This window comes from Spirosoma profusum (assembly GCF_014699005.1).
GTDB classification, from domain to species: Bacteria; Bacteroidota; Bacteroidia; order Cytophagales; family Spirosomataceae; genus Spirosoma; species Spirosoma profusum.
In genome coordinates, this window is record NZ_JACWZY010000032.1 from 79821 (window position 1) to 98978 (window position 19158).

The following is a 19158-nucleotide window of genomic DNA, read 5'->3' on the forward strand; positions in this document are numbered from 1 at the left end:
AAAGGCTGGCTAAAGTCCCAGTTACCCTTACCTTAAAAAGTGCCCTAATTAATGCCTACCCCAGCACTAGCATAGCCGACTGCGGTATTTACAAGTGATAACCCGGCAGCCGTGCATGAATAAACAAGCAGTAAACGGGTTCCCGCCGTTACCGGTATGTTTAACCCGGTAGTAAGGCCGCTCGATGTAGCTCCTACAGGCAGTATACCGGTGAGCGGAGGGGATAATGTGACAATAGCGCCCGGGACAGGAGTAAATGTATTAGTTGGTGCATTAGATGAATATAACTGAGCCTGAATCGTGATGGTCGTGCCAAGTAATGACATAGCGTTGGTTGTACTAAAGTAGCCCGACAGAGAAGTAATGGTGCCATCTCGCGGTACCGAAAAAGCCTTATTGATATCTCCACCAGAAAATCCGGTCAGATCAATATTTCCGCCAATGAATGAAACGCCGGAATAAGAATTGCCAAAACCTAATAAAGCGCCTGTTCCTTGCAGACCACCCAAAATAGTTGCCATGGTTACAGGAACTCCCGATGCAAAAGGGATGATAGCTCCACCGCCACCACCACCAGCGGGAATATCCGCCGTGGTAGCCAGCCTGACCCAGGTTCCGCCTTTATAAACATAAAACCCGGCGGTGCCGCCCGTCTGATAAACCAGTAAGCCTTCGGTTGGCGAGGTGACGCTGCCCGTGCTGGCTACCCTGGGAATCAGTAACCCTTTGTCTGCGGAATTGATTTCAAGCTGGGCGCCGGCAGCTGGCGTTTGGGTGCCAATACCTACCTGCGCGAAACTGACTAAACTAACAAATGAGAAAAAGAGGAGGAAGAGTAATAAAGTTTTTTTCATGACTGAGTTTATTAAAGGAATTGGTTGAACATTTGTTAACTATTGTAACTGATTGAGGCAATATGATACGTTTGATTAATCACTGGTGCATAGGTAAGTAATTTTATTTTATAACCAAAAAAATCTAATCACATATTTAAATAAAATAATTGTTAATGGTTTTTAAGTTACCGTAAACATTAATAAGATAATATTACAACAGATTATAGCTATTGTCCAGTTTATTGATAATTAGGTAGTATACAGCTTCTTTAGCTTATCGCGCGTTCGTTTCAGGCGTACTTTCACATTCCCTTCCGTCAGTTGACAGCGCGCGCTAATATCCCGGATGGATAAACCCTGCTCATACCGCAGTTTGAACAGCGTAAGTTCTTCTTCCGGCAACTGGTTTATCGTATTAGTTAATCGCTGTAGGCGATAGTCCGGCAGTTCAGTCGAATCGGTTTCTGCTACGTAGTAAGGCTCTCCAGCCGCCAGATAAGCCGACAGCGATTCGTAGGGAATGCGTTTGCTGAAACGTAGCTGATCCAGGCAGTGATTGCGGGTTATGGCATACAGCCAGGTCGAAAACGAGGAGCGATTATGAAACGCATGCAGCCGCTCGAAGACTTTTATAAAAATGTCCTGCGTGTAATCTTCAGCCGTCAACGTATCGTTTGTCATGGACAGACACGTTCGATAGACTTTCCTGATGTAGCGGTTGTACAACTCGTCGAAGCTATCAAAACGATTAACGCTCTGAAAGTCGTCTATCAATTGCTTGTCGGCAAGTTTACTTTTTTTCATTCGGCTTCAACGGAGAGTAGCTATTTGTTTCCTGATAAAACAGGTCGGCAAGTTCCGCATGGAGAGACTCATGCGCTAACACTCTCGTCGCATTCGCTAACGCTCTCGTCGCATTTTCTGGAATTGGCTCAAATTTTAGCCTGTTTCGACGTAGCAAATCAATCAATCATGGCTGATTTGCTACGTCGTTTCAATACCTATCGCTAAGTATATCTAGTTGGGCCTAACCGGTCACTCAAAACTTGACCGATGATTGGACAGGCTTCTACTATCTTCACCTCTGAACACTGAACGAGACACATCATGAAAAAGATTTATGGATTTCTTCCGGCCGCACTCCTTATTTCCGGCCTTTCGTATGGGCAGAATAATTTAATTGTCCGAGCACCGGTTTCAGGTGCTCCTGGTTTGCAAAACACCATATTTGGCATTGGTGCCGGTACGGCTGCTGGCGGCCCTGGTACGTTCGGTGTTTATGTGGGTTATCAGGCAGGGCAAAGTAATACTAGTGGGGATGGGAACACATTTGTTGGTATGGTTGCCGGGGCTAATAACACCACTGGGCGCTACAATACGGCTTTAGGGTATGGAGCAGGATCGGCCTTTACAATAGGGTATTCAAACATTTCAATCGGTGGGTTCTCGGGGGCTGGCACTGCGGGTATTCAAAACACAGTAACGGGCTATTTTGCAGGGTATGATTTGACTACGGGTTATAGTAATACGTTTTACGGCCATTTAGCCGGATCCAATACCACAACTGGGGATATGAATGTAGCCATCGGCCCCGGAGCGCTGCAAAATGTTACCACCGCCAGCCGGAATGTCATGTTAGGCGATTCGGCGGGGTATAATAATACGTCAAGCCAGAATGTAATGTTGGGTAGTAGAGCTGGCTTCACCAATTCGTCGAGTACTGAACAAACTTTTGTCGGCTTTGAAGCTGGCTATAGTAATACACTTGGCGACGGGAACACGTTTTTAGGGTATGTGGCTGGTCGTGCCAATGCCGGTGGAGCCTATAATACCTTTCTGGGTAGTTATGCGGGTAATTCTAATCAAGGTGGGGGCTCTAATACCTTCATTGGCCGACGAACTGGAGGGGCTAATAGCAGCGGAAGCCAGAATACCTTCGTCGGTGCTTATGCCGGGGAGCTCGCTGGTACGGGTGGGAACAATGTTTTTATGGGTTATCAGGCAGGCAACAGAACCAATACCGGTGGAAGTAATGTATTTGCTGGTTACCGGGCGGGCTTTAACAATACCTCCGGTGCTTTTAACGTGTTCCTGGGGCAGCAGGCAGGGCTTAGCAATACTACCGGCGGCAGTAACCTGTTTATGGGCTCCTTTGCGGGTGCCAGCAGCAACGGCTCTTATAACCTGTTCATCGGTAACTCATCGGGCCAGCAAACGACCTCGGGTGGGGGTAACACCTTCATTGGCAATGGCTCAGGCTATGGCAATACCACCGGTCAGAACAATACCTATATCGGCAATGGGGCTGGCTTCACCGGCAATGGGGCGGGTCAGAGCAACACCTTCATCGGCCAGAATGCGGGCGTCTCATCGGGGGCCGTGGTTAATAACTCGACGGCCATCGGGGCGGGTGCTCAGGTATCGGCCGACAATTCGATTGTGTTGGGCGCTCCCAGTCCTATCTGGAAAGTAGGCATCGGCAACACCGCTCCCAACAATAAGCTGGAGATTACCCATGGCACCAATGGGCAGTCGGGCCTGCGCTTCACGAACATGAACAACTCCACCCCAGCCGCCATGACCAATCAATACAAGTTTCTCTCAGTCAACGAACAGGGTGACGTAGTGATGGCCAGCATGAATAGTTCGGCTCGGGAGGGCGTAGCTGACTCGTTCTGGCAGCGGAAAGGCTCATTCCTGCAAAGCACCCAGAACGACGCGGTCATTATTGGAAACAACGTAGCACGTACCCCCTCTGGCTATAAGCTGTTTGTAGAAGAAGGTATCCTCACCGAGAAGGTCAAAGTCGCTATCAAGAACAGCAGCGAGTGGAGCGATTACGTCTTCGATGATACGTATCAACTGAAGGGCTTATCGGAAGTGGAGCGGTACGTGAAAGCCAACAGGCATTTACCGGGTGTACCCTCGGCCACGGACGTAGTGAAGCAGGGTATCGACGTGGCGAAGATGGATGCTACGTTACTGGCCAAGATCGAAGAGTTGACTCTGTATAGCATTCAACAGGAGAAGGATAATAAGCAATTACGGACGGAGGTCGACGAACTGAAGCAACTGGTCAAACAACTTCTGGAGAAAAAATAACGCATCTCAAAACGATTTCCAACATAACGGGCGATACGTATCAATACGTATCGCCCGTTATGTTTAAATGCCCGGTTAATAGGTAAGATACGTAGTAATCAACCGCTTACTCAAAAGTTTACAGTTCCAGTACGTCCTGAATCTATCTTCATTGTCTAACACTTAACGATAAGAATTATGAAAAAGACTTACGGCTTTCTCGTAGTGGCAACCCTTGTATCTGGCCTGACGTATGGGCAGAATGGTACTAATTTAGTCATCCGTACGCCGGTTACAGCGACTCCAGGATTATATAACACACTGCTGGGCATCGGGACCGGTCTATCGATTACTACTAACGGCGATGATAACACGGTAGTAGGCTACCAGGCAGGTAATAAACTGACCTCGGGGTACGATAATACGTATGTAGGTTATCAGGCAGGTTTCAGCAATAACACTGGACTCAGTAATACGTTTTTAGGCCATAGTTCCGGCTATAGTAATCTCACGGGGAGTAGTAATGTTTTTATAGGTAAAGAAGCCGGCAAAAGTAATACACAAGGAACCACTAATGTTTTTGTAGGTGCAGGTGCAGGCAGCGACAATAAAAGTGGGAACAATAATGTGTTCTTAGGCATGAATACTGGTGTTACCAACGAGACCGGAGATAACAACACCTTTCTTGGGAGGGCTGCTGGGTATTACAATCTCTCGGCTAGCAATAATATCGCCGTAGGCTACCAGGCCGGTTATAACATGAGCACAGGCGGAAATAACATCATGATTGGGGTTCAGGCGGGCAATAAAACCTCTTTAGGTACTAATAATGTATTTGCAGGTTACCAGGCAGGCTTTAACAATATCAGTGGTGGTAGCAACCTGTTTCTGGGTGCCTATGCAGGCGCCAGTAGCAACGGCTCCTACAACCTCTTCATCGGCAACTCCTCCGGACAACTTACTACCTCGGGCGCAGGCAACACCTTCATTGGCAATGGCTCGGGATACGCCAACGGTACCGGCAGCAACAATACTTATATCGGCAATGGGGCTGGCTTCACCGGCAATGCCGCTGGTCAGAGCAACACCTTCATCGGCCAGAATGCGGGGGTGTCCTCCGGGGCCGTGGTCAATAACGCCACTGCCATCGGGGCCGGTGCTCAGGTATCGGCCGACAATTCGATTGTCTTGGGCGCTCCCAGTCCTATCTGGAAAGTAGGCATCGGCAACACCGCTCCCAACAATAAGCTGGAGATTACCCATGGCACCAATGGGCAGTCGGGTCTGCGCTTCACGAACCTGAAGAGCACGGACGCGGCTTCGTTGACTAACCAAACTAAAGTTCTGTCTGTCAACAGTAGTGGGGATGTCATTCTGGTCAGTACCAATGGCTCGACTCGGGAAGGCGTAGCTGACTCGTTCTGGCAGCGGAAAGGCTCATTCCTGCAAAGCACCCAGAACGACGCGGTCATTATTGGAAACAACGTAGCACGTACCCCCTCTGGCTATAAGCTGTTTGTGGAAGAAGGTATCCTCACCGAGAAGGTCAAAGTCGCTATCAAGAACAGCAGCGAGTGGAGCGATTACGTCTTCGATGATACGTACCAACTGAAGGGCTTATCGGAAGTGGAGCGGTACGTGAAAGCCAACAGGCATTTACCGGGTGTACCCTCGGCCACGGACGTAGTGAAGCAGGGTATCGACGTGGCGAAGATGGATGCTACGTTACTGGCCAAGATCGAAGAGTTGACCCTTTATAGCATTAAGTTGGAGAAAGATAACCGTGAGCAGAAAGCTATCAATCAGCAGCAACAGGCCCAGCTAGATGAACTGAAACAGCTCGTGCGGCAACTGCTGGAGAAGAAATAATGTCTTTCTCGCTCACCAATTAATTAATCGCTTGTTTTGTATGTTAGGTTTGGGTTAATCGATTGACTATCAGTTGAAATGTGTTTACCTTTCCTTTGCCTTGAGCCCGAAAATGGCTTGGTAAACATCATTTCAATCGAAACCTAACCCCATTCAAAACATGAAAACATGCTACGCAATTTCCATCCTCTACCTGCTGAGCCAGGAGGCTCTGGCCCAGACTAACTATGTGGCGAACATAGCCAATGCCGCTTCTCCGGGCAACAACAGCACACTGCTGGGGCCTGGAGCAGGCGGGAGCGGCAGTCTGACGGGCGACCGCAATACGTTTACTGGCTTCAATGCCGGCTATTCGCTGACTGATGGATACTGGAACAGTTTTTACGGGATGGATGCGGGGAAGTTCACAACGACGGGTAAAGAAAATGTGTTTACGGGCTATGAAGCGGGTTTGAACAATACGGGGGAACTTTTAATGTGTTTGTAGGTACAGGGTCTGGTCACGATAATACCAGTGACAACAACAGCTTTGTGGGCCATAATGCGGGCTACGCCAACTCCACCGGTGATGAGAACAGTTTTGTGGGCAGTAAGTAGTGCGGGCTATAACACCACCGGCTCTCAGAACAGCTTTCTAGGTACTAATGCGGGGGCCAACATCATCACCGGCAGCTACAATACCATGCTGGGCTACAACACCCAACCCACCAGCGGTACGCTCCAGAACGCAGTGACCATCGGAGCTTATGCCACCGTGGCCCGTAGTAACGCCATTATCCTGGGCAACCCTGGTAACACCAGTATGGCGGTTGGCATCGGCACCAACAACCTGCAGTTTCCCCTGGACGTGCGAGGTATCATCCGCTTGCAGAACAGCGGCACCATCAAGTTTACTCATCTGCTCAACCCCCACCTCAGGAATGGCACGACCGACCAGTTTCTGACCGTCAACGAGCAGGGCGAAATCGTGCTGGCCCGCCACCGCCTGCGCATTGAAGACGTAGCACAGTGGAGCGACCGAGTGTTTGCAAAAGGGTATGTGCTACGTCCGTTGAGCTGGGTGGCGCAGTACCTAGGCGAGCATGGTCATTTGCCCAACGTACCTTCGGCAATAGAGGTGGTAGAAGTAGGGGTTGATCTGGTGACCCTGAACGCTACGTTGCTGGAGAAGATCGAAGAACTCACCCTCTACAGCATCCAACAAGAAAAAGACGCTCAGGCAGAGAAGCAAAAAAAAGCCAGCTTCGGGCGGAGGTTGATGAGTTGAAGCAACTGGTAAAACAGCTTCTGGAGAAAAAATGACGCTATTCCAAAACGATTTCCAACGTAACGGGCGATACGTATCAACACGTATCGCCCGTTACGTTGTGAGCATTATAAGCTCGGGCTGACTTTAAGCCACGTCAAACGGCTTACTGTCTGGGTGTCATGAGTTTACGTTTAAAGAAGTCGCCGGTAGCGTTGCCGAGTTTCAGGGCGTTGGTGTGTTTCATCCAGTGATGCGTATCATCGACGATGACCGTAGTTTCCATCGGAACACCTTGCTTTTCGAGCCGCTGAACCAGATCGGTGCTTTGACTGAATTGCACATTTCGGTCATCGTCGCCATGAATAATGAGTACGGGCGATGTCCAGTTACGTATCGACGAAATCGGCGACGATTCGTAGACCACTTTGGCTGCTTTCTCTAAATCTGGACTTTTCTCAACCCGGTCAGACTGATTGAGACTCATGCCTGCCCGTTGGGCGCTCCAGTCATGAACGCCGTGAATATCGACGCCAGCCGCAAACAGTTTGGAGTCGCGGGCCAGCGCCAGGGCTGTCAGATAGCCCCCATACGAACCGCCGTAAATTCCAATTTTTGTGGCATCAACCTGCGGCTGCTCCGTCAGCCAGAGCGCACCTGCGCGCACATCCTGGTATTCAGATGCGCCCGTAGCCCCCCCATTTGCCGGTTGATGGAAATCGTAACCGTAGCCAATTCCCAGCCGGTAATTCACTGATAATACCACAAAACCCAGGCTGGTCAGGTACTGATTCATGGCATACGAATTGGCGTAATAATCCGAATAATGCCAACCCAAAAGCATCTGACGGGGCGGCCCGCCGTGAACGTAAATCAGCGCCGGTTTCTTCGACGGACCGCCTGCCGGTTCAAAAAGTTGCCCATGAACCGTTGTTCCATCAGGGGCTTTGAACGTAACTTGTTTGGGTGTAACCAACTGATTCATTGGGTAATTGGCTGGAATCAGATTTTGGGCAAGCACTTTCGGTGTGCCTTTTCCAAACGCCATAACGGTTGGTAGTGGAGGCCGTTGGGACGTAGCACTGATCATCGCCAACGTAGCACCATCGCCCGTAACAACCGGCGTCCATTCGAGGCCAGTGCCTGGCGTGAGTACTTCCATCGCTGCTTTGTCGACAGGTACGCGTACTACGTGTCGGCGGTCAATGTCGAGCTTGTCGGGGCCGGTGTTTCCGCTGAAAACCAGCCATTTTTTGTCGCGTGTCAACGTAATGTGCTCGGCCATGAAACCGCCGGGTGTGAGCAGCAACGGTGTTCCGCCCGACGTAGCAATAGAGTACAAATGTGGCCAGCCATCCTGATACGATAAGAAAACGATACGTTCGTTGGCGGCCCAGTGCAGATTCGTACCACCGTGCGTGGTTGGCTCCGAACCTGTAAGCGTTTTGGGTGATTGCCAAACCTGCGAAGCCGTGCCCGATGCTACGTCGGCTGTCCAGATTGACCAAGGATGCGGTTTTCGTGTCAGTATGGAATCAGGTGCACCCCCCGAACCCGCCGTGCGGACAAAGACAATCCTCTTGCCATCAGGCGACCAGCGGGGTGAGTGGTCTTTGGCGAAGGAGGGAGCCAGCCACGTAATAGGCGTTTTTTCGTCAGTAAAAACGCCAATAAAACTATGATCTTTCCGGTCGCAGACAAACGCCAGTTTCGAACCATCCGGCGACCAATTTATAGAACCATTGGTGCCACGTGCGGTAAACAACGCTTTTGCCGTCGACGACCCATCGACAGGAGCGATCTGAACCTGACCGGATTTGATGAACGCAATTCGGGCTGGCGTGCCCCGGTCGCTTTTGGGTGAGATAACGGGCGCATCGCCTTCGGCAATCGCTTTGGGTTCGCCACCCGCAAACGGTACGCTCCAGATCTGAACTTTGGGTGGAACGGGCGTCCCCATTGTGTTGACCGGCAGTTCGTCGTCCCAATTGGAGCCGTGGTCGCCCCCGCGCACATAAACGACCCATTTTCCATCGGCCGATACAGCCAGGCTGGTAATTTCCTGTCCATCGTCGGCGGTGTAATTAGTCAGTTTTCGGGGGGTAAAGTCAGGCCCTTCCGCTACGTAGACGTTACGTTTCCCCTGCTCGTTGAACGCCCACGCAATTCGCGAACCCTGCGCTGAACTCGTCAGTTCATTAGGAAACGGATACGTTTTGATGGACTCAAGGGAGAAAGGCTGAGCCTGCGTTAGGGTAGCTTGTCGTAAAAACGTACAAGCCAGCAGGAGATAAAGAGTAAATTTTTTCATGTACTACGGGTGGGTTGTTAGGTAACCGAAATGCGTAGACATGTAATAAATAGAATATTTTTTAATCTGCCAAGCCGGGTAAATAAAATTCTAGTTATCCGTGAAATCGTGATATGGTTATAATAGCTGGGACACAGAGATGCCCGAAGAAGACACGGAGATGCACAGAGAATTTTTAAGATAAAACTCTCTATCCCAGATCATACTAAACCAATTCCCGCACGCCTTTAATTCGGAACGTAGCGCCATTCAGTCTTTCATCGACACGTATCTGGCAGGCAAGTCGGCTATCTGAATCCGCGTCAGGTAACGTATCGAGCATATCTAACTCGGCGTCCTGAGCCGAAGGGAGATCATCAAAACCGTCCAAAACCTTTACGTGGCACGTAGCACAGAGCGCCATGCCGCCACATGTTGCAAGAATATCGTATTCCGATGCTTTCAGCACTTCCATCAGGCTCAGGTTGATGCCTTCGGGAATCTCAATCGGTTGCTGCGTCCCGTCGCGGTCTTCAATGGTGAAGTGGATCATAAGTATTTTGGTCATCAGTCGATAGTCGTCAGCCACTAATAACTAACGACTATCGACTCATTTTAAAAAGTTGGTACTCCGTTTACGGTCGTGTATTTGAAACTCAATTTCTGGTCGGGGTGAACGTAGCGGAAAGCGCTTTGGCACATGAGAGCCGCTTCGTGAAAGCCGCACAAAATCAGTTTCAGCTTGCCGGGATACGTATTGATATCGCCGATGGCGTAGATCCGTTCCACGTTGGTCGCGTAATCCGTGGTATTGACCACGATAGCCGATCTGTCGATGGTAAGTCCCCAGTCGGCGATGGGGCCAAGTTTGGGCGTCAGGCCAAAGAGCGGAATCAGGTTGTCGGCAGGCAGCGTGGTTACGGTCTTGTCTTTGGCCGTGATGCTCACCTCCTGCAAATGCCCGTTTCCATGAATGCTGGTGATATTCGATTGCAACACCAGATTTACCCGTCCCTGACTGGCGAGATGAAACACTTTTTCCGCCGAATCGGGCGCTCCCCGGAACGTATCACTACGGTGAACCAGTGTTACTTCTTTCGCTACGTCGGCCAGGAAGACGGTCCAGTCGAGGGCCGAGTCGCCACCACCGGCCAGCACGACGCGCCGGTCGCGCAATTGTTCTGGATTCTTGACCATGTAGGCCACGCCTTTCCCTTCAAACCGTTCGAGATTTTCTATCTCTGGCTTGCGCGGTTCAAAGCAACCCAGCCCACCGGCAATCACAACCACCTGACAATGAACGGACGTACCGTCGTTGGTGGTCACTACGTAAGAACCGTCGGCTTGGCGATCCAGTTGTTCTACCCGTTCACCCAGCGTGAATCCCGGATTAAAAGGAGCAATCTGCGTCATCAGATTGTCGACCAGCGTTTGGGCATTGATGGCCGGATAACCGGGAATGTCATAAATCGGCTTTTGCGGATATATTTCCGAAAGTTGACCGCCTATTTGCGGCAGTGCATCGATCAGGTGGCAGCGCATTTTCAATAAACCCGCTTCGAAAACGGCGAACAGGCCTACCGGACCCGCGCCAATTATGCAAATATCTGTTGTTACCATCTTTTGAGTAATGAGTAATGAATAATGGATAATGGATAATGTCTGACAGTCAACTGATTATTCATTCTGCATTCTTCGTTATCCATTCATAAATCACCGTAAAGGTAGGTGCCGCGTGAGTGCGATGACTATCAGAATTTGGAATGAGGGATAAGCAAACGGAATGATTCAACCGTTCGAGACGTAACATGAATACTGGCTAAGTCAACGTAGTGCGAAGACTACCCGTGATGCAACTTTACTAATTCCAGAAACAACCGGGCGGCTGGTTCGATCAGCGCATCGTTAAAATCGTAATCGTCGTTATGCAGAGCAGGGGAGTGTTCGCCCGCGCCGATGCCGAACATCGCTCCTTTGTATTGCTGCGTGAAAAGTCCGAAATCTTCGCCCCACTTAAACGGCTGCTCTGTTTCGGTGAATACGTAACCTAATTTGTGCGTCGCCTGTCGGACTTCTTCGACAGCTTCCTGATGATTTTCATTGGCAAAAAATACGTCGGTGAACGTTATTTCCGTCGTAAGTGCAGTCCCATTGCAACTAGTTGACAGTGAATCGACTAGCTGACGTACCAACTGCTCCATACGTAGTGACGTCCAGGTACGTAGAGTCAGATGAACTTCACCGTAACCCGCCGACGTACCATAATCTTTATGACCCAACACCGTATGAACAGGCGTAATCAGGGCAAAATCGTCAGCCTGCGTATCGGGGTTGATTAGGGCTTTGCTTTTTAGCAGAAAATCGGCCATGACGTAAGCGGGATTAGCGCCATTTTCTGGCTCAGCCGCGTGCGATGTTCGCCCGTGAAACGTAACAATCATGCTTTGTACCGATGGCGTGAACGAGCCGGATTTGCAAATAATTGCCCCTTGCGGAAAACCGGGCAGGTTATGCAGCGCATAAATTCGGTCGGGCTGGATAGCTGCGAAAATTGGGTCGTTCAGGACGGCCTGAGCGCCCTGACCAGTTTCTTCGGCGGGTTGAAAGAGCAGATAAACGCGACCACGTAGTGATGACTGCTGAGCCAGCAGCGACGCCAGTCGGGCCATAATGGCCGTGTGTCCATCGTGTCCGCATTTGTGCGAAATCCCCGCTTTAGTTGACCGGTGGGCAAACGTATTGGTTTCCTGAATGGGCAGCGCATCCGTATCCGCACGAAATACCGTAGTCGGCCCTGCTACGTCGGCACCGTATTGTAGCAAAAGTCCGGTTCCACCCACTTCATCGATACGTACCGGATTAAACGGACGAACAAACGCGTTGATACGTGACTGCGTTTCCACTTCCTTCCCCGATCGTTCGGGAAATTGATGCAGTTCCCGGCGGAATCGAATAAATGCGTTGGTCGTGTCGGTATTCATGGTTAGGGCAGAATTTTATGGAATTACTACGTCTATTGGCTAGTTCTTACTCCCAAAATAGCATAAAACGTTACGTAAATAATCACTCCGACTGGCAATGTTAGGGCAAAAAATATCCCGGCCTGAGTGATTCAGGACCGGGATACATTGGGGCTAGTTAGAATTTGGATGTAGTACTATTATCCCGGAGGATCGCTTACGTTTCTCAGATCATCATTGCCCGAATAATTGCAATCGACTCAATGAACCAAGTGACAACCGACCACCGGCTGTATAGATGACCCGGAACGCCTTGCCCACATATCCGTCCGGCAGATTCACCAGATGATTCAGCGTCACGATATCCGTTTGGGTGGGAACCCGACCGCACGACCACGTAGTGGGGTCATTCCAGGGGCCCGCCTTCACCGTGACCATGCTCGGACAAACAACAGCCGAGGGAGATACATCGATCTGGAACGTAGTGACCACCGTCGCTCCACCCGGATCGGTCGCCACCACCGTTACGTTATACGGCGATCCCAACGTGGTGGAAGGCGTACCCGTGAGGGTCGAAGGCGGTCCAAAAGTTAAGCCAGGCGGTAGCCCCGTAACGCTCAATACCAGGCTGTTAGGCGTCTCGGCATCGGTGAAGGTGTTGGCCGGAATAGCATAGTTGAACGACTGACCCAGCGTGGCCGACTGGGGCGGAATCGGGTTGAGCACGATCGGGGAGCCGTTAGCGCAATTGGCCAGCCAGTTGTAGTTGAAACTGGCCATGCCCGGTGTACCCTGCTGGCGAGCTGTGATGGTAATGACCGGATTATCGGTGAAGACCGTCAGCGAATAGGGGCCGCTGGCCGTAGTAGCCGTCAGTTCATTGACCACCGAGAGGCTGATGGGCTGGCCATTGGTGCCGCTGTAGCTGACCATGAAATTGATCCGACGGGCGTAATACGAGATGTGGTTACAGTCGAGCATGCTCACGCTGGTGATGGCGAAACTGGTGGGAGCTACCGACAGGCTGAACGTAGTGGACACGGAGAGTCCTTGCGGGTCAGTAGCCACCACGGTCACCGTGAAGGGCGATCCCACCGAGGTCGAGGGTGACCCCGTAATGGTCGAAGGCGCTACGAAACTCAGCCCGGCCGGTAGTCCGCTCACCGTTAGCACCAGGTTGTTGGGCGTTTCGGGATCGGTGAACGTATTGGCCGGGATGGTATAGCTAAAGGCAGCTCCCACCGATGCCGATTGGGGCGGTATGGCATTGGCCACCGTTGGGGGACAGTTCTGGTAACCCACGGTGATACTGGTCGCAGACTGACAACCGGAGGCATTGGTAGCACTCACCGAGTAGACGCCCGAGGTGCTCACCACCGCCGTATTGCCCCCTGACCCGCCAAGTTGCGTGGTTCCTGGACTGAAGACATAGCCGGTAAATCCAGGTGAAGCGGTCAGGGTCACGCTGGTGACTGAGCAACTCAGCGTCCCGCTGACAGAGAGGCTGACGGGTGTAGCGGTGCTGCTGCCCGTGACGGTTACGACGGCGGTGGAGCTACAGGCGTTGGCGTTGGTGGCCGTTACGGAATAGATCCCTGTTGCGTTGACGGTCGCCGTATGGCCACCTGAGCCGCCCTGCTGAGTGGCCCCTCCGCCGAAGACGTAGCTGACAAAACCCGCCGTCGCCGTTAACGTAACGGTAGGGGTTGTACAACTTAGGGTTCCACTGGTGGTCAAACTAACTGGGGTAGGCGTACTGCCACCCGTTACTGTTACGATGGCGGTGGATGAACAGGCGTTGGCATCGATGGCCGTCACCGAGTACACACCCGATGTGCTCACCGTGGTCGTATTGCCGCCCGAACCGCCCTGCTGGGTGGCGCTAGTACTAAATACGTAGCTGACAAAACCCGACGTAGCGGTCAGAGTAACGGTGGGGGTGGGGCAGCTAATGGGGCCGTTCGACGTCAGGCTGACGGGCGCGCCGGTGCTGCTGCCAGTGACGGCGATGGACGTAGTGGAAACGCAACCCGACGCGTTGGTCGCGCTCACCGAGTAGCTCCCCGATGTGATGACCGTGGCGGTATTGCCGGCTGGGCCGCCCTGCTGGCTGGCTCCCGTACTAAAGGTGTAACTCACTAAGCCTGCTGTCGCCGTCAACGTAACGGTAGGCGCACTACAGCTAATCGGGCCACTAGCCGTCAGATTCACAGGAGTAGCCGTAGTACTACCCGTCACCGTTACGATGGCGGTGGATGAACAGGCGTTGGCATTGGTGGCCGTCACTGAATAGATACCTGAGGTGTTGACCGTGGCGGTATTGCCGGCTGGCCCGCCTTGTTGGCTAGCCCCTGAACTAAACACATAGCTGGCAAAACCTGCCGTGGCGGTCAACGTAACGATCGGAGTGGGGCAACTCAACGTACCACCAGCGGTCAGACTCACCGGGGTGGGGACACTGCTACCTGTCACTGTTACGATGGCGGTGGATGAACAGGCGTTGGCATTGGTGGCCGTCACCGAGTACACACCCGCCGTGTTGACCGTGGCGGTATTGCCGGCTGGGCCGCCCTGCTGGCTGGCGCTGGCACTGAATACGTAGCTGACAAAACCCGACGTCGCCGTTAACGTGACCGTCGGTGTGATACAACTAATGGGGCTGTTCGACGTCAGATTAACTGGAGTGGGTGTACTGCTGCCCGTCACTGTTACGATGGCGGTGGATGAACAGGCGTTGGCATTAGTGGCCGTCACCGAGTAGACACCCGCCGTGTTGACCGTGGCCGTATTGCCGGCTGGGCCGCCCTGCTGGCTGGCGCTGGCACTAAAGACGTAGCTGACAAAACCCGACGTCGCGGTCAACGTAACGGTCGGAAGGGTACAACTTAGCGTTCCACTGGCGATCAAATTAACGGGAATGGGCGTACTGCTGCCGGTGACCGTTACGGTGGCGGTTGTGCTACAGCCGTTGGCATTGGTGGCCGTTACGGAATAGATACCTGAGGTGTTGACCGTGGCTGTATTGCCGGCTGGCCCGCCCTGCTGGCTGGCGCTGGCACTGAATACGTAGCTGACAAAACCCGCCGTCGCCGTCAACGTAACGGTAGGGGTTGTACAACTTAGGGTTCCACTGGTGGTCAAACTAACGGGAGTGGACGTAGTGCTACCTGTCACTGTTACGATGGCGGTGGATGAACAGGCGTTGGCATTGGTGGCCGTCACCGAGTACACACCCGCCGTGTTGACCGTGGCGGTATTGCCGGCTGGGCCGCCCTGCTGGCTGGCGCTGGCACTGAATACGTAGCTGACAAAACCCGACGTCGCCGTTAACGTTACGATCGGAGTGGGGCAACTCAGCGTGCCACCAGCCGTCAGACTCACCGGGGTAGGGGTACTGCTGCCCGTGACCGTAATCGACGTCGAGGAAACGCAGCCTAGTCCATTGGTAGCACTCACCGAGTACACTCCAGAGGTGCTCACTGTGGCCGTGTTGTCTGGTGAGCCCTGAATGGCCCCGTTGTTGAAGGTATAACTGACAAAGCCCGACGTAGCCGTTAACGTAACGCTGGTAGCCGTGCAACTGATGGGGCTGCTGGCCGTCAGATTGATCGGTGAGGGGCCATCGCCGTTCACCGTTACGTTGGTGGTGGAGCTACAGGCAGCCGCATTGGTGGCCGTCACCGAGTAAACGCCCGTTGTGCTGACGATGGCTGTATTTCCCCCGGAACCACCCTGCTGAGCGGCTCCTGTGCTGAATATGTAGCTGTCAAAACCGGGCGTAGCGGTGATCGTGACGGCCGTGTTGGTGCAACTTAACGTACCACTTGCCGTCAGGGTGACCGGGGTAGGCGTGGTGTTGCCGCTGACTGATACGTTGGCGGTAGAACTACAGGCGTTGGCATCGGTAGCTGTTACCGAGTAAACGCCCGACGTACTGACCACGGCTGTGTTACCACCCGAGCCGCCCTGTTGACTGGCTCCTCCGTCGAAAACATAGGTGGTAAATCCTGAGGAGGCCGTTAACGTAACGCTGGTGCTGCTGCAACTGATGGCCCCACTGACGGTTAAACTCACGGGCGAACCGGCGCTGCTGCCCGTCACCGTTACGTTGGTGGTAGAGACGCAGTAGGATGCGTTGGTAGCACTGACCGAGTAGACGCCCGACGTACTGACGGTGGCCGTGTTAGCGGGTGAGCTTTGGGTAGCTCCGTCGCTGAAGGTGTAGCTGAGCAAACCTGACGTAGCGGTCAACGTAACAGTGGGATTGGCACACGTGATGGCCCCACTGAGGGTCAGGTTCACCGGCGTGGCGGTGGTGCTGCCGGTGACCGATAGGGTAGCCGTGCTGCTACAGCCGCCCGCTGCCGTAGCCGTGACTGAATAGGTGCCTGCCGTGGCGACGGTGGCTGTGTTACTGGAGGCACCGCCAACCTGACTGGCTCCCCCGCCGAAGACGTAGGAGGCAAAACCCGACGTAGCGGTGAGCGTAACGACCGGTGCCGTACAACTGATGGGGCTACTGGCCGTCAGGATGACGGGTGGAGCATCCCGATTGACGGTGAGGGAGTAGATTTTGGTGGTCGTACCGTCCTGCGCCGTAACCGAAACACTAATGATATTGGCACAAACCGCCAGTGGTACGTTGATGGGACTGCCACTGGCCACCGCCGAGCCATTGACCGATACGGTGGCATTGGCCTGCTCCACCGTAGGCGTAACGGCGACTGACGAAGCCGAGTTGGGCACCGAGGCCGTGTAGGCGGTGATGCTGGAAGCAAAGGGCGGACTCAGCGTACCCGGACTCAACGCCAGCGCAGAGAGGTTGGCGTTGGAGGAGACGATGGGTGTATTGGTGATGTTGGTGCTAACGGTGGCAAAGTTAGTCCCGCTGATGACGCCCCGGTTGGTAATGACCGATGCGGAGGTGGGGTTATTGACCGTTACGTCGTAGATAACCACCACCGATTTACCGGGGGCCATATCGCCAATGGCTAAGGGACTAAGCTGGGCCGAGGCCTGATAGCCGGTCAGCAGAGTGAAGAGGAATAGTAATAGTCGTTTCATGTCTTTGATTTAGTTATACAAGTAGATTTGCATCTGTCAATTTCCATTGTTAGGGGACTGTACACGCTGCCCCACCAGTAAACGGTGTAGTGCCAGTATGCGTAACCAAGACCGCCACCTGCCCGGAGCTTGGACCAGCCGTAATTGAATTTCTACCAGCCAGATAAGAGGTGACAGCAGCATCATCAGTACTGGAACCGCCATAACCTGGCAAACGAATGCTGCCATTACCCGTAAACCGGTTTCGCAGATACAAGGACGCTTGAGAAGCACCGGTTGCCCAATCTCCTGAAACTACATTTTGTAAACCTGTCCCGCCCACATCCCAGCAAACGAATAATTTAGGATTAGCTGAAGTAACAGCTGCATTTAACTTGATTGCCTCCTCGGTCGGATTCAATGCATTACTTATAGTATTGCCGGTAACTTTTGCATGTACCTCTGGTGTAACTGCATTTGCTGCGGGTGCCCCTGCGAGCGTTAAAATAATGCCTCCTGATACTTGCCGGATTGTGTTATTGCTAATTGTGAGATGCATTTGTCCCGCCCAATTACTGCCGCTATTGATGTCGATAGCATGAATATTGGCACCGGCTGAGGTTCCTCCAATAGCACCAACTCCGATTTGATTGCCGGAAATTGTTCCTGTAAGATTAGCGGTAATAGCAGCACTTCCACCAAGAACTGTATAGTTTATCGCCTGAAGATCACAGTGTGTCATAGTGAGATTATTCTGTGTATTGAAGGTGACAGTTGACGTCCCGCCAGCGTTAATGAACACATGTGCCGCATTATAATCGAATGTGCTGCTCGTGATGCTGCCGTTCACAACCGGACTGCCATTATCTGCATTGATTTGGAAGCCGTTTGCGTAAACAGTTCCGCCTGAAATAATCTCGTTGTTGGATATGGTCAATGAAGAGGCATTTATTGTAGAATTCGAAGTGCCGAATAATTGGAGTAGAATACCCTGCTGAGACTCTGGAGTACCTATGCCCAGTGCTGTATGGCCATATTGAGAAGATGAGGTATTGAGCGTCATCGTACCACTACCATTGGCAATATGTAAATGCCGTGCCCGATTATTGCGGACAGAAGTTCCGGTTATACTGATAGTACCTGATGCGTTTTGTAGCGCAATACCACTCTCGAACGATTCATTGCCATTGCTATTGACAGTACAGTTTGATAGGGTTAAGCCATTTACTGCATTGCCATTAATCCCGATTTGACCACTTCCTGTTACGCTTAAATTAGTGAATGAGGCATTCGTAATCGTGAAGAGCGTGATATTAGCTACGGCTTGCAAATTGTTTCCCGTCACTAAATCACCTCCTACATTGCTGCTGCTTCCTGCCTGAGTTTGGTTCTGACCATTGTTGATAATATTCATATTTGACAAGGAGAGATTACGGCTTGAGTTAGCGTAAACTCCATGCGTACATTTCTGAATAGTTCCCCCTGAACCCGCCGTTGTACCGATGCCAGTAACAATCAGTCCTCCTGATGCCCCTGTAGTTGTAAGATTAATTCCCGTTGCTGGAGCACCACTCGCTGCCGTCCCTGCTGTTATGCTTTGAAAAGTAAGATTGTTTGCTCCAATGGTGGTGTTGGCAACATTCAGGGCAGTTCCTGTTGTCGTAGTAATGGTATTACCCATACCCGTTACGTTCACCGTGCCCCCACCCGTCGCATTAAAACCTGTACCGCTCGTGGTGGTGATGACTAAGTTGCCGCCACCAAAATTGACGGTGCCACCAGTATTGTTTGTGCTCAGATCAATGGCGGAGTTGGTCGTTGTTGCCAGGTTTT

The 19158-nt window shown here is 52.2% G+C and carries 13 protein-coding genes; 5 read left to right on the plus strand and 8 right to left on the minus strand.

Annotated features, from left to right (window positions below; genetic code table 11):
• Positions 1 to 44: 44 nt before the first annotated feature.
• Together IC229_RS35950 and IC229_RS27970 are read right to left on the minus strand one after the other, a co-directional pair.
• On the minus strand, positions 45 to 854 hold the full coding sequence (locus IC229_RS35950) for an exosporium glycoprotein BclB-related protein (protein ID WP_190891137.1): 810 nt from the start codon (positions 852 to 854) through the stop codon (positions 45 to 47).
• Between the two features lie 231 nt (positions 855 to 1085).
• Complete coding sequence (locus IC229_RS27970; protein ID WP_190891139.1) at positions 1086 to 1640, minus strand: RNA polymerase sigma factor; 555 nt, start codon at positions 1638 to 1640, stop codon at positions 1086 to 1088.
• Positions 1641 to 1664: 24 nt separating this feature from the next.
• Between IC229_RS27970 and IC229_RS27975 the strand changes: the two genes are divergently transcribed.
• From IC229_RS27975 to IC229_RS27995, 5 genes are all read left to right on the plus strand, one after another.
• A complete protein-coding gene (locus tag IC229_RS27975; protein WP_190891141.1) occupies positions 1665 to 1847 on the plus strand; it encodes a hypothetical protein in 183 nt (60 codons plus the stop codon).
• A gap of 96 nt (positions 1848 to 1943) precedes the next feature.
• Positions 1944 to 3938 (plus strand): autotransporter outer membrane beta-barrel domain-containing protein, encoded by a 1995-nt coding sequence (locus IC229_RS27980; RefSeq protein ID WP_190891143.1) that lies wholly within the window; start codon positions 1944 to 1946, stop codon positions 3936 to 3938.
• A gap of 177 nt (positions 3939 to 4115) precedes the next feature.
• On the plus strand, positions 4116 to 5786 hold the full coding sequence (locus IC229_RS27985) for an autotransporter outer membrane beta-barrel domain-containing protein (RefSeq protein ID WP_190891145.1): 1671 nt from the start codon (positions 4116 to 4118) through the stop codon (positions 5784 to 5786).
• 160 nt (positions 5787 to 5946) lie between these two features.
• The gene (locus IC229_RS27990; RefSeq protein WP_190891147.1) at positions 5947 to 6273 is read left to right on the plus strand and encodes a hypothetical protein; all 327 of its coding nucleotides are present in this window, start codon (positions 5947 to 5949) and stop codon (positions 6271 to 6273) included.
• Between the two features lie 81 nt (positions 6274 to 6354).
• A complete protein-coding gene (locus IC229_RS27995) occupies positions 6355 to 7053 on the plus strand; it encodes a hypothetical protein (RefSeq protein WP_190891149.1) in 699 nt (232 codons plus the stop codon).
• A 145-nt stretch (positions 7054 to 7198) separates the two neighbouring features.
• On the opposite strand, the gene IC229_RS28000 is transcribed toward IC229_RS27995, so the two are convergent.
• The 6 genes from IC229_RS28000 to IC229_RS28025 all read right to left on the minus strand — a co-directional run.
• On the minus strand, positions 7199 to 9343 hold the full coding sequence (locus tag IC229_RS28000) for a S9 family peptidase (protein WP_190891151.1): 2145 nt from the start codon (positions 9341 to 9343) through the stop codon (positions 7199 to 7201).
• Positions 9344 to 9548: 205 nt separating this feature from the next.
• Entirely contained in the window at positions 9549 to 9875 is a 327-nt protein-coding gene (locus tag IC229_RS28005; RefSeq protein ID WP_190891164.1) for a 2Fe-2S iron-sulfur cluster-binding protein, read from the minus strand.
• A 62-nt stretch (positions 9876 to 9937) separates the two neighbouring features.
• Positions 9938 to 10942, minus strand: a complete 1005-nt coding sequence (locus IC229_RS28010; protein WP_190891153.1) for an NAD(P)/FAD-dependent oxidoreductase — start codon at positions 10940 to 10942, stop codon at positions 9938 to 9940.
• Positions 10943 to 11163: 221 nt separating this feature from the next.
• Positions 11164 to 12303: an amidohydrolase gene (locus IC229_RS28015; protein WP_190891155.1), complete on the minus strand. Its 1140-nt coding sequence runs from the start codon at positions 12301 to 12303 to the stop codon at positions 11164 to 11166.
• Between the two features lie 213 nt (positions 12304 to 12516).
• On the minus strand, positions 12517 to 17346 hold the full coding sequence (locus IC229_RS28020) for a beta strand repeat-containing protein (protein WP_190891157.1): 4830 nt from the start codon (positions 17344 to 17346) through the stop codon (positions 12517 to 12519).
• A 49-nt stretch (positions 17347 to 17395) separates the two neighbouring features.
• Positions 17396 to 19158 (minus strand): beta strand repeat-containing protein (locus IC229_RS28025; protein WP_223834228.1); only part of this gene is annotated, 1763 nt, incomplete at its 5' end.

Coding starts and splice junctions, on each gene's coding strand:
- IC229_RS35950 (WP_190891137.1), bottom strand. CDS start 854: ATGAAAAAAACTTTATTACTCTTCCTCCTCTTTTTCTCATTTGTTAGT.
- IC229_RS27970 (WP_190891139.1), bottom strand. CDS start 1,640: ATGAAAAAAAGTAAACTTGCCGACAAGCAATTGATAGACGACTTTCAG.
- IC229_RS27980 (WP_190891143.1), top strand. CDS start 1,944: ATGAAAAAGATTTATGGATTTCTTCCGGCCGCACTCCTTATTTCCGGC.
- IC229_RS27985 (WP_190891145.1), top strand. CDS start 4,116: ATGAAAAAGACTTACGGCTTTCTCGTAGTGGCAACCCTTGTATCTGGC.
- IC229_RS27990 (WP_190891147.1), top strand. CDS start 5,947: ATGAAAACATGCTACGCAATTTCCATCCTCTACCTGCTGAGCCAGGAG.
- IC229_RS27995 (WP_190891149.1), top strand. CDS start 6,355: ATGAGAACAGTTTTGTGGGCAGTAAGTAGTGCGGGCTATAACACCACC.
- IC229_RS28000 (WP_190891151.1), bottom strand. CDS start 9,343: ATGAAAAAATTTACTCTTTATCTCCTGCTGGCTTGTACGTTTTTACGA.
- IC229_RS28005 (WP_190891164.1), bottom strand. CDS start 9,875: ATGATCCACTTCACCATTGAAGACCGCGACGGGACGCAGCAACCGATT.
- IC229_RS28010 (WP_190891153.1), bottom strand. CDS start 10,942: ATGGTAACAACAGATATTTGCATAATTGGCGCGGGTCCGGTAGGCCTG.
- IC229_RS28015 (WP_190891155.1), bottom strand. CDS start 12,303: ATGAATACCGACACGACCAACGCATTTATTCGATTCCGCCGGGAACTG.
- IC229_RS28020 (WP_190891157.1), bottom strand. CDS start 17,346: ATGAAACGACTATTACTATTCCTCTTCACTCTGCTGACCGGCTATCAG.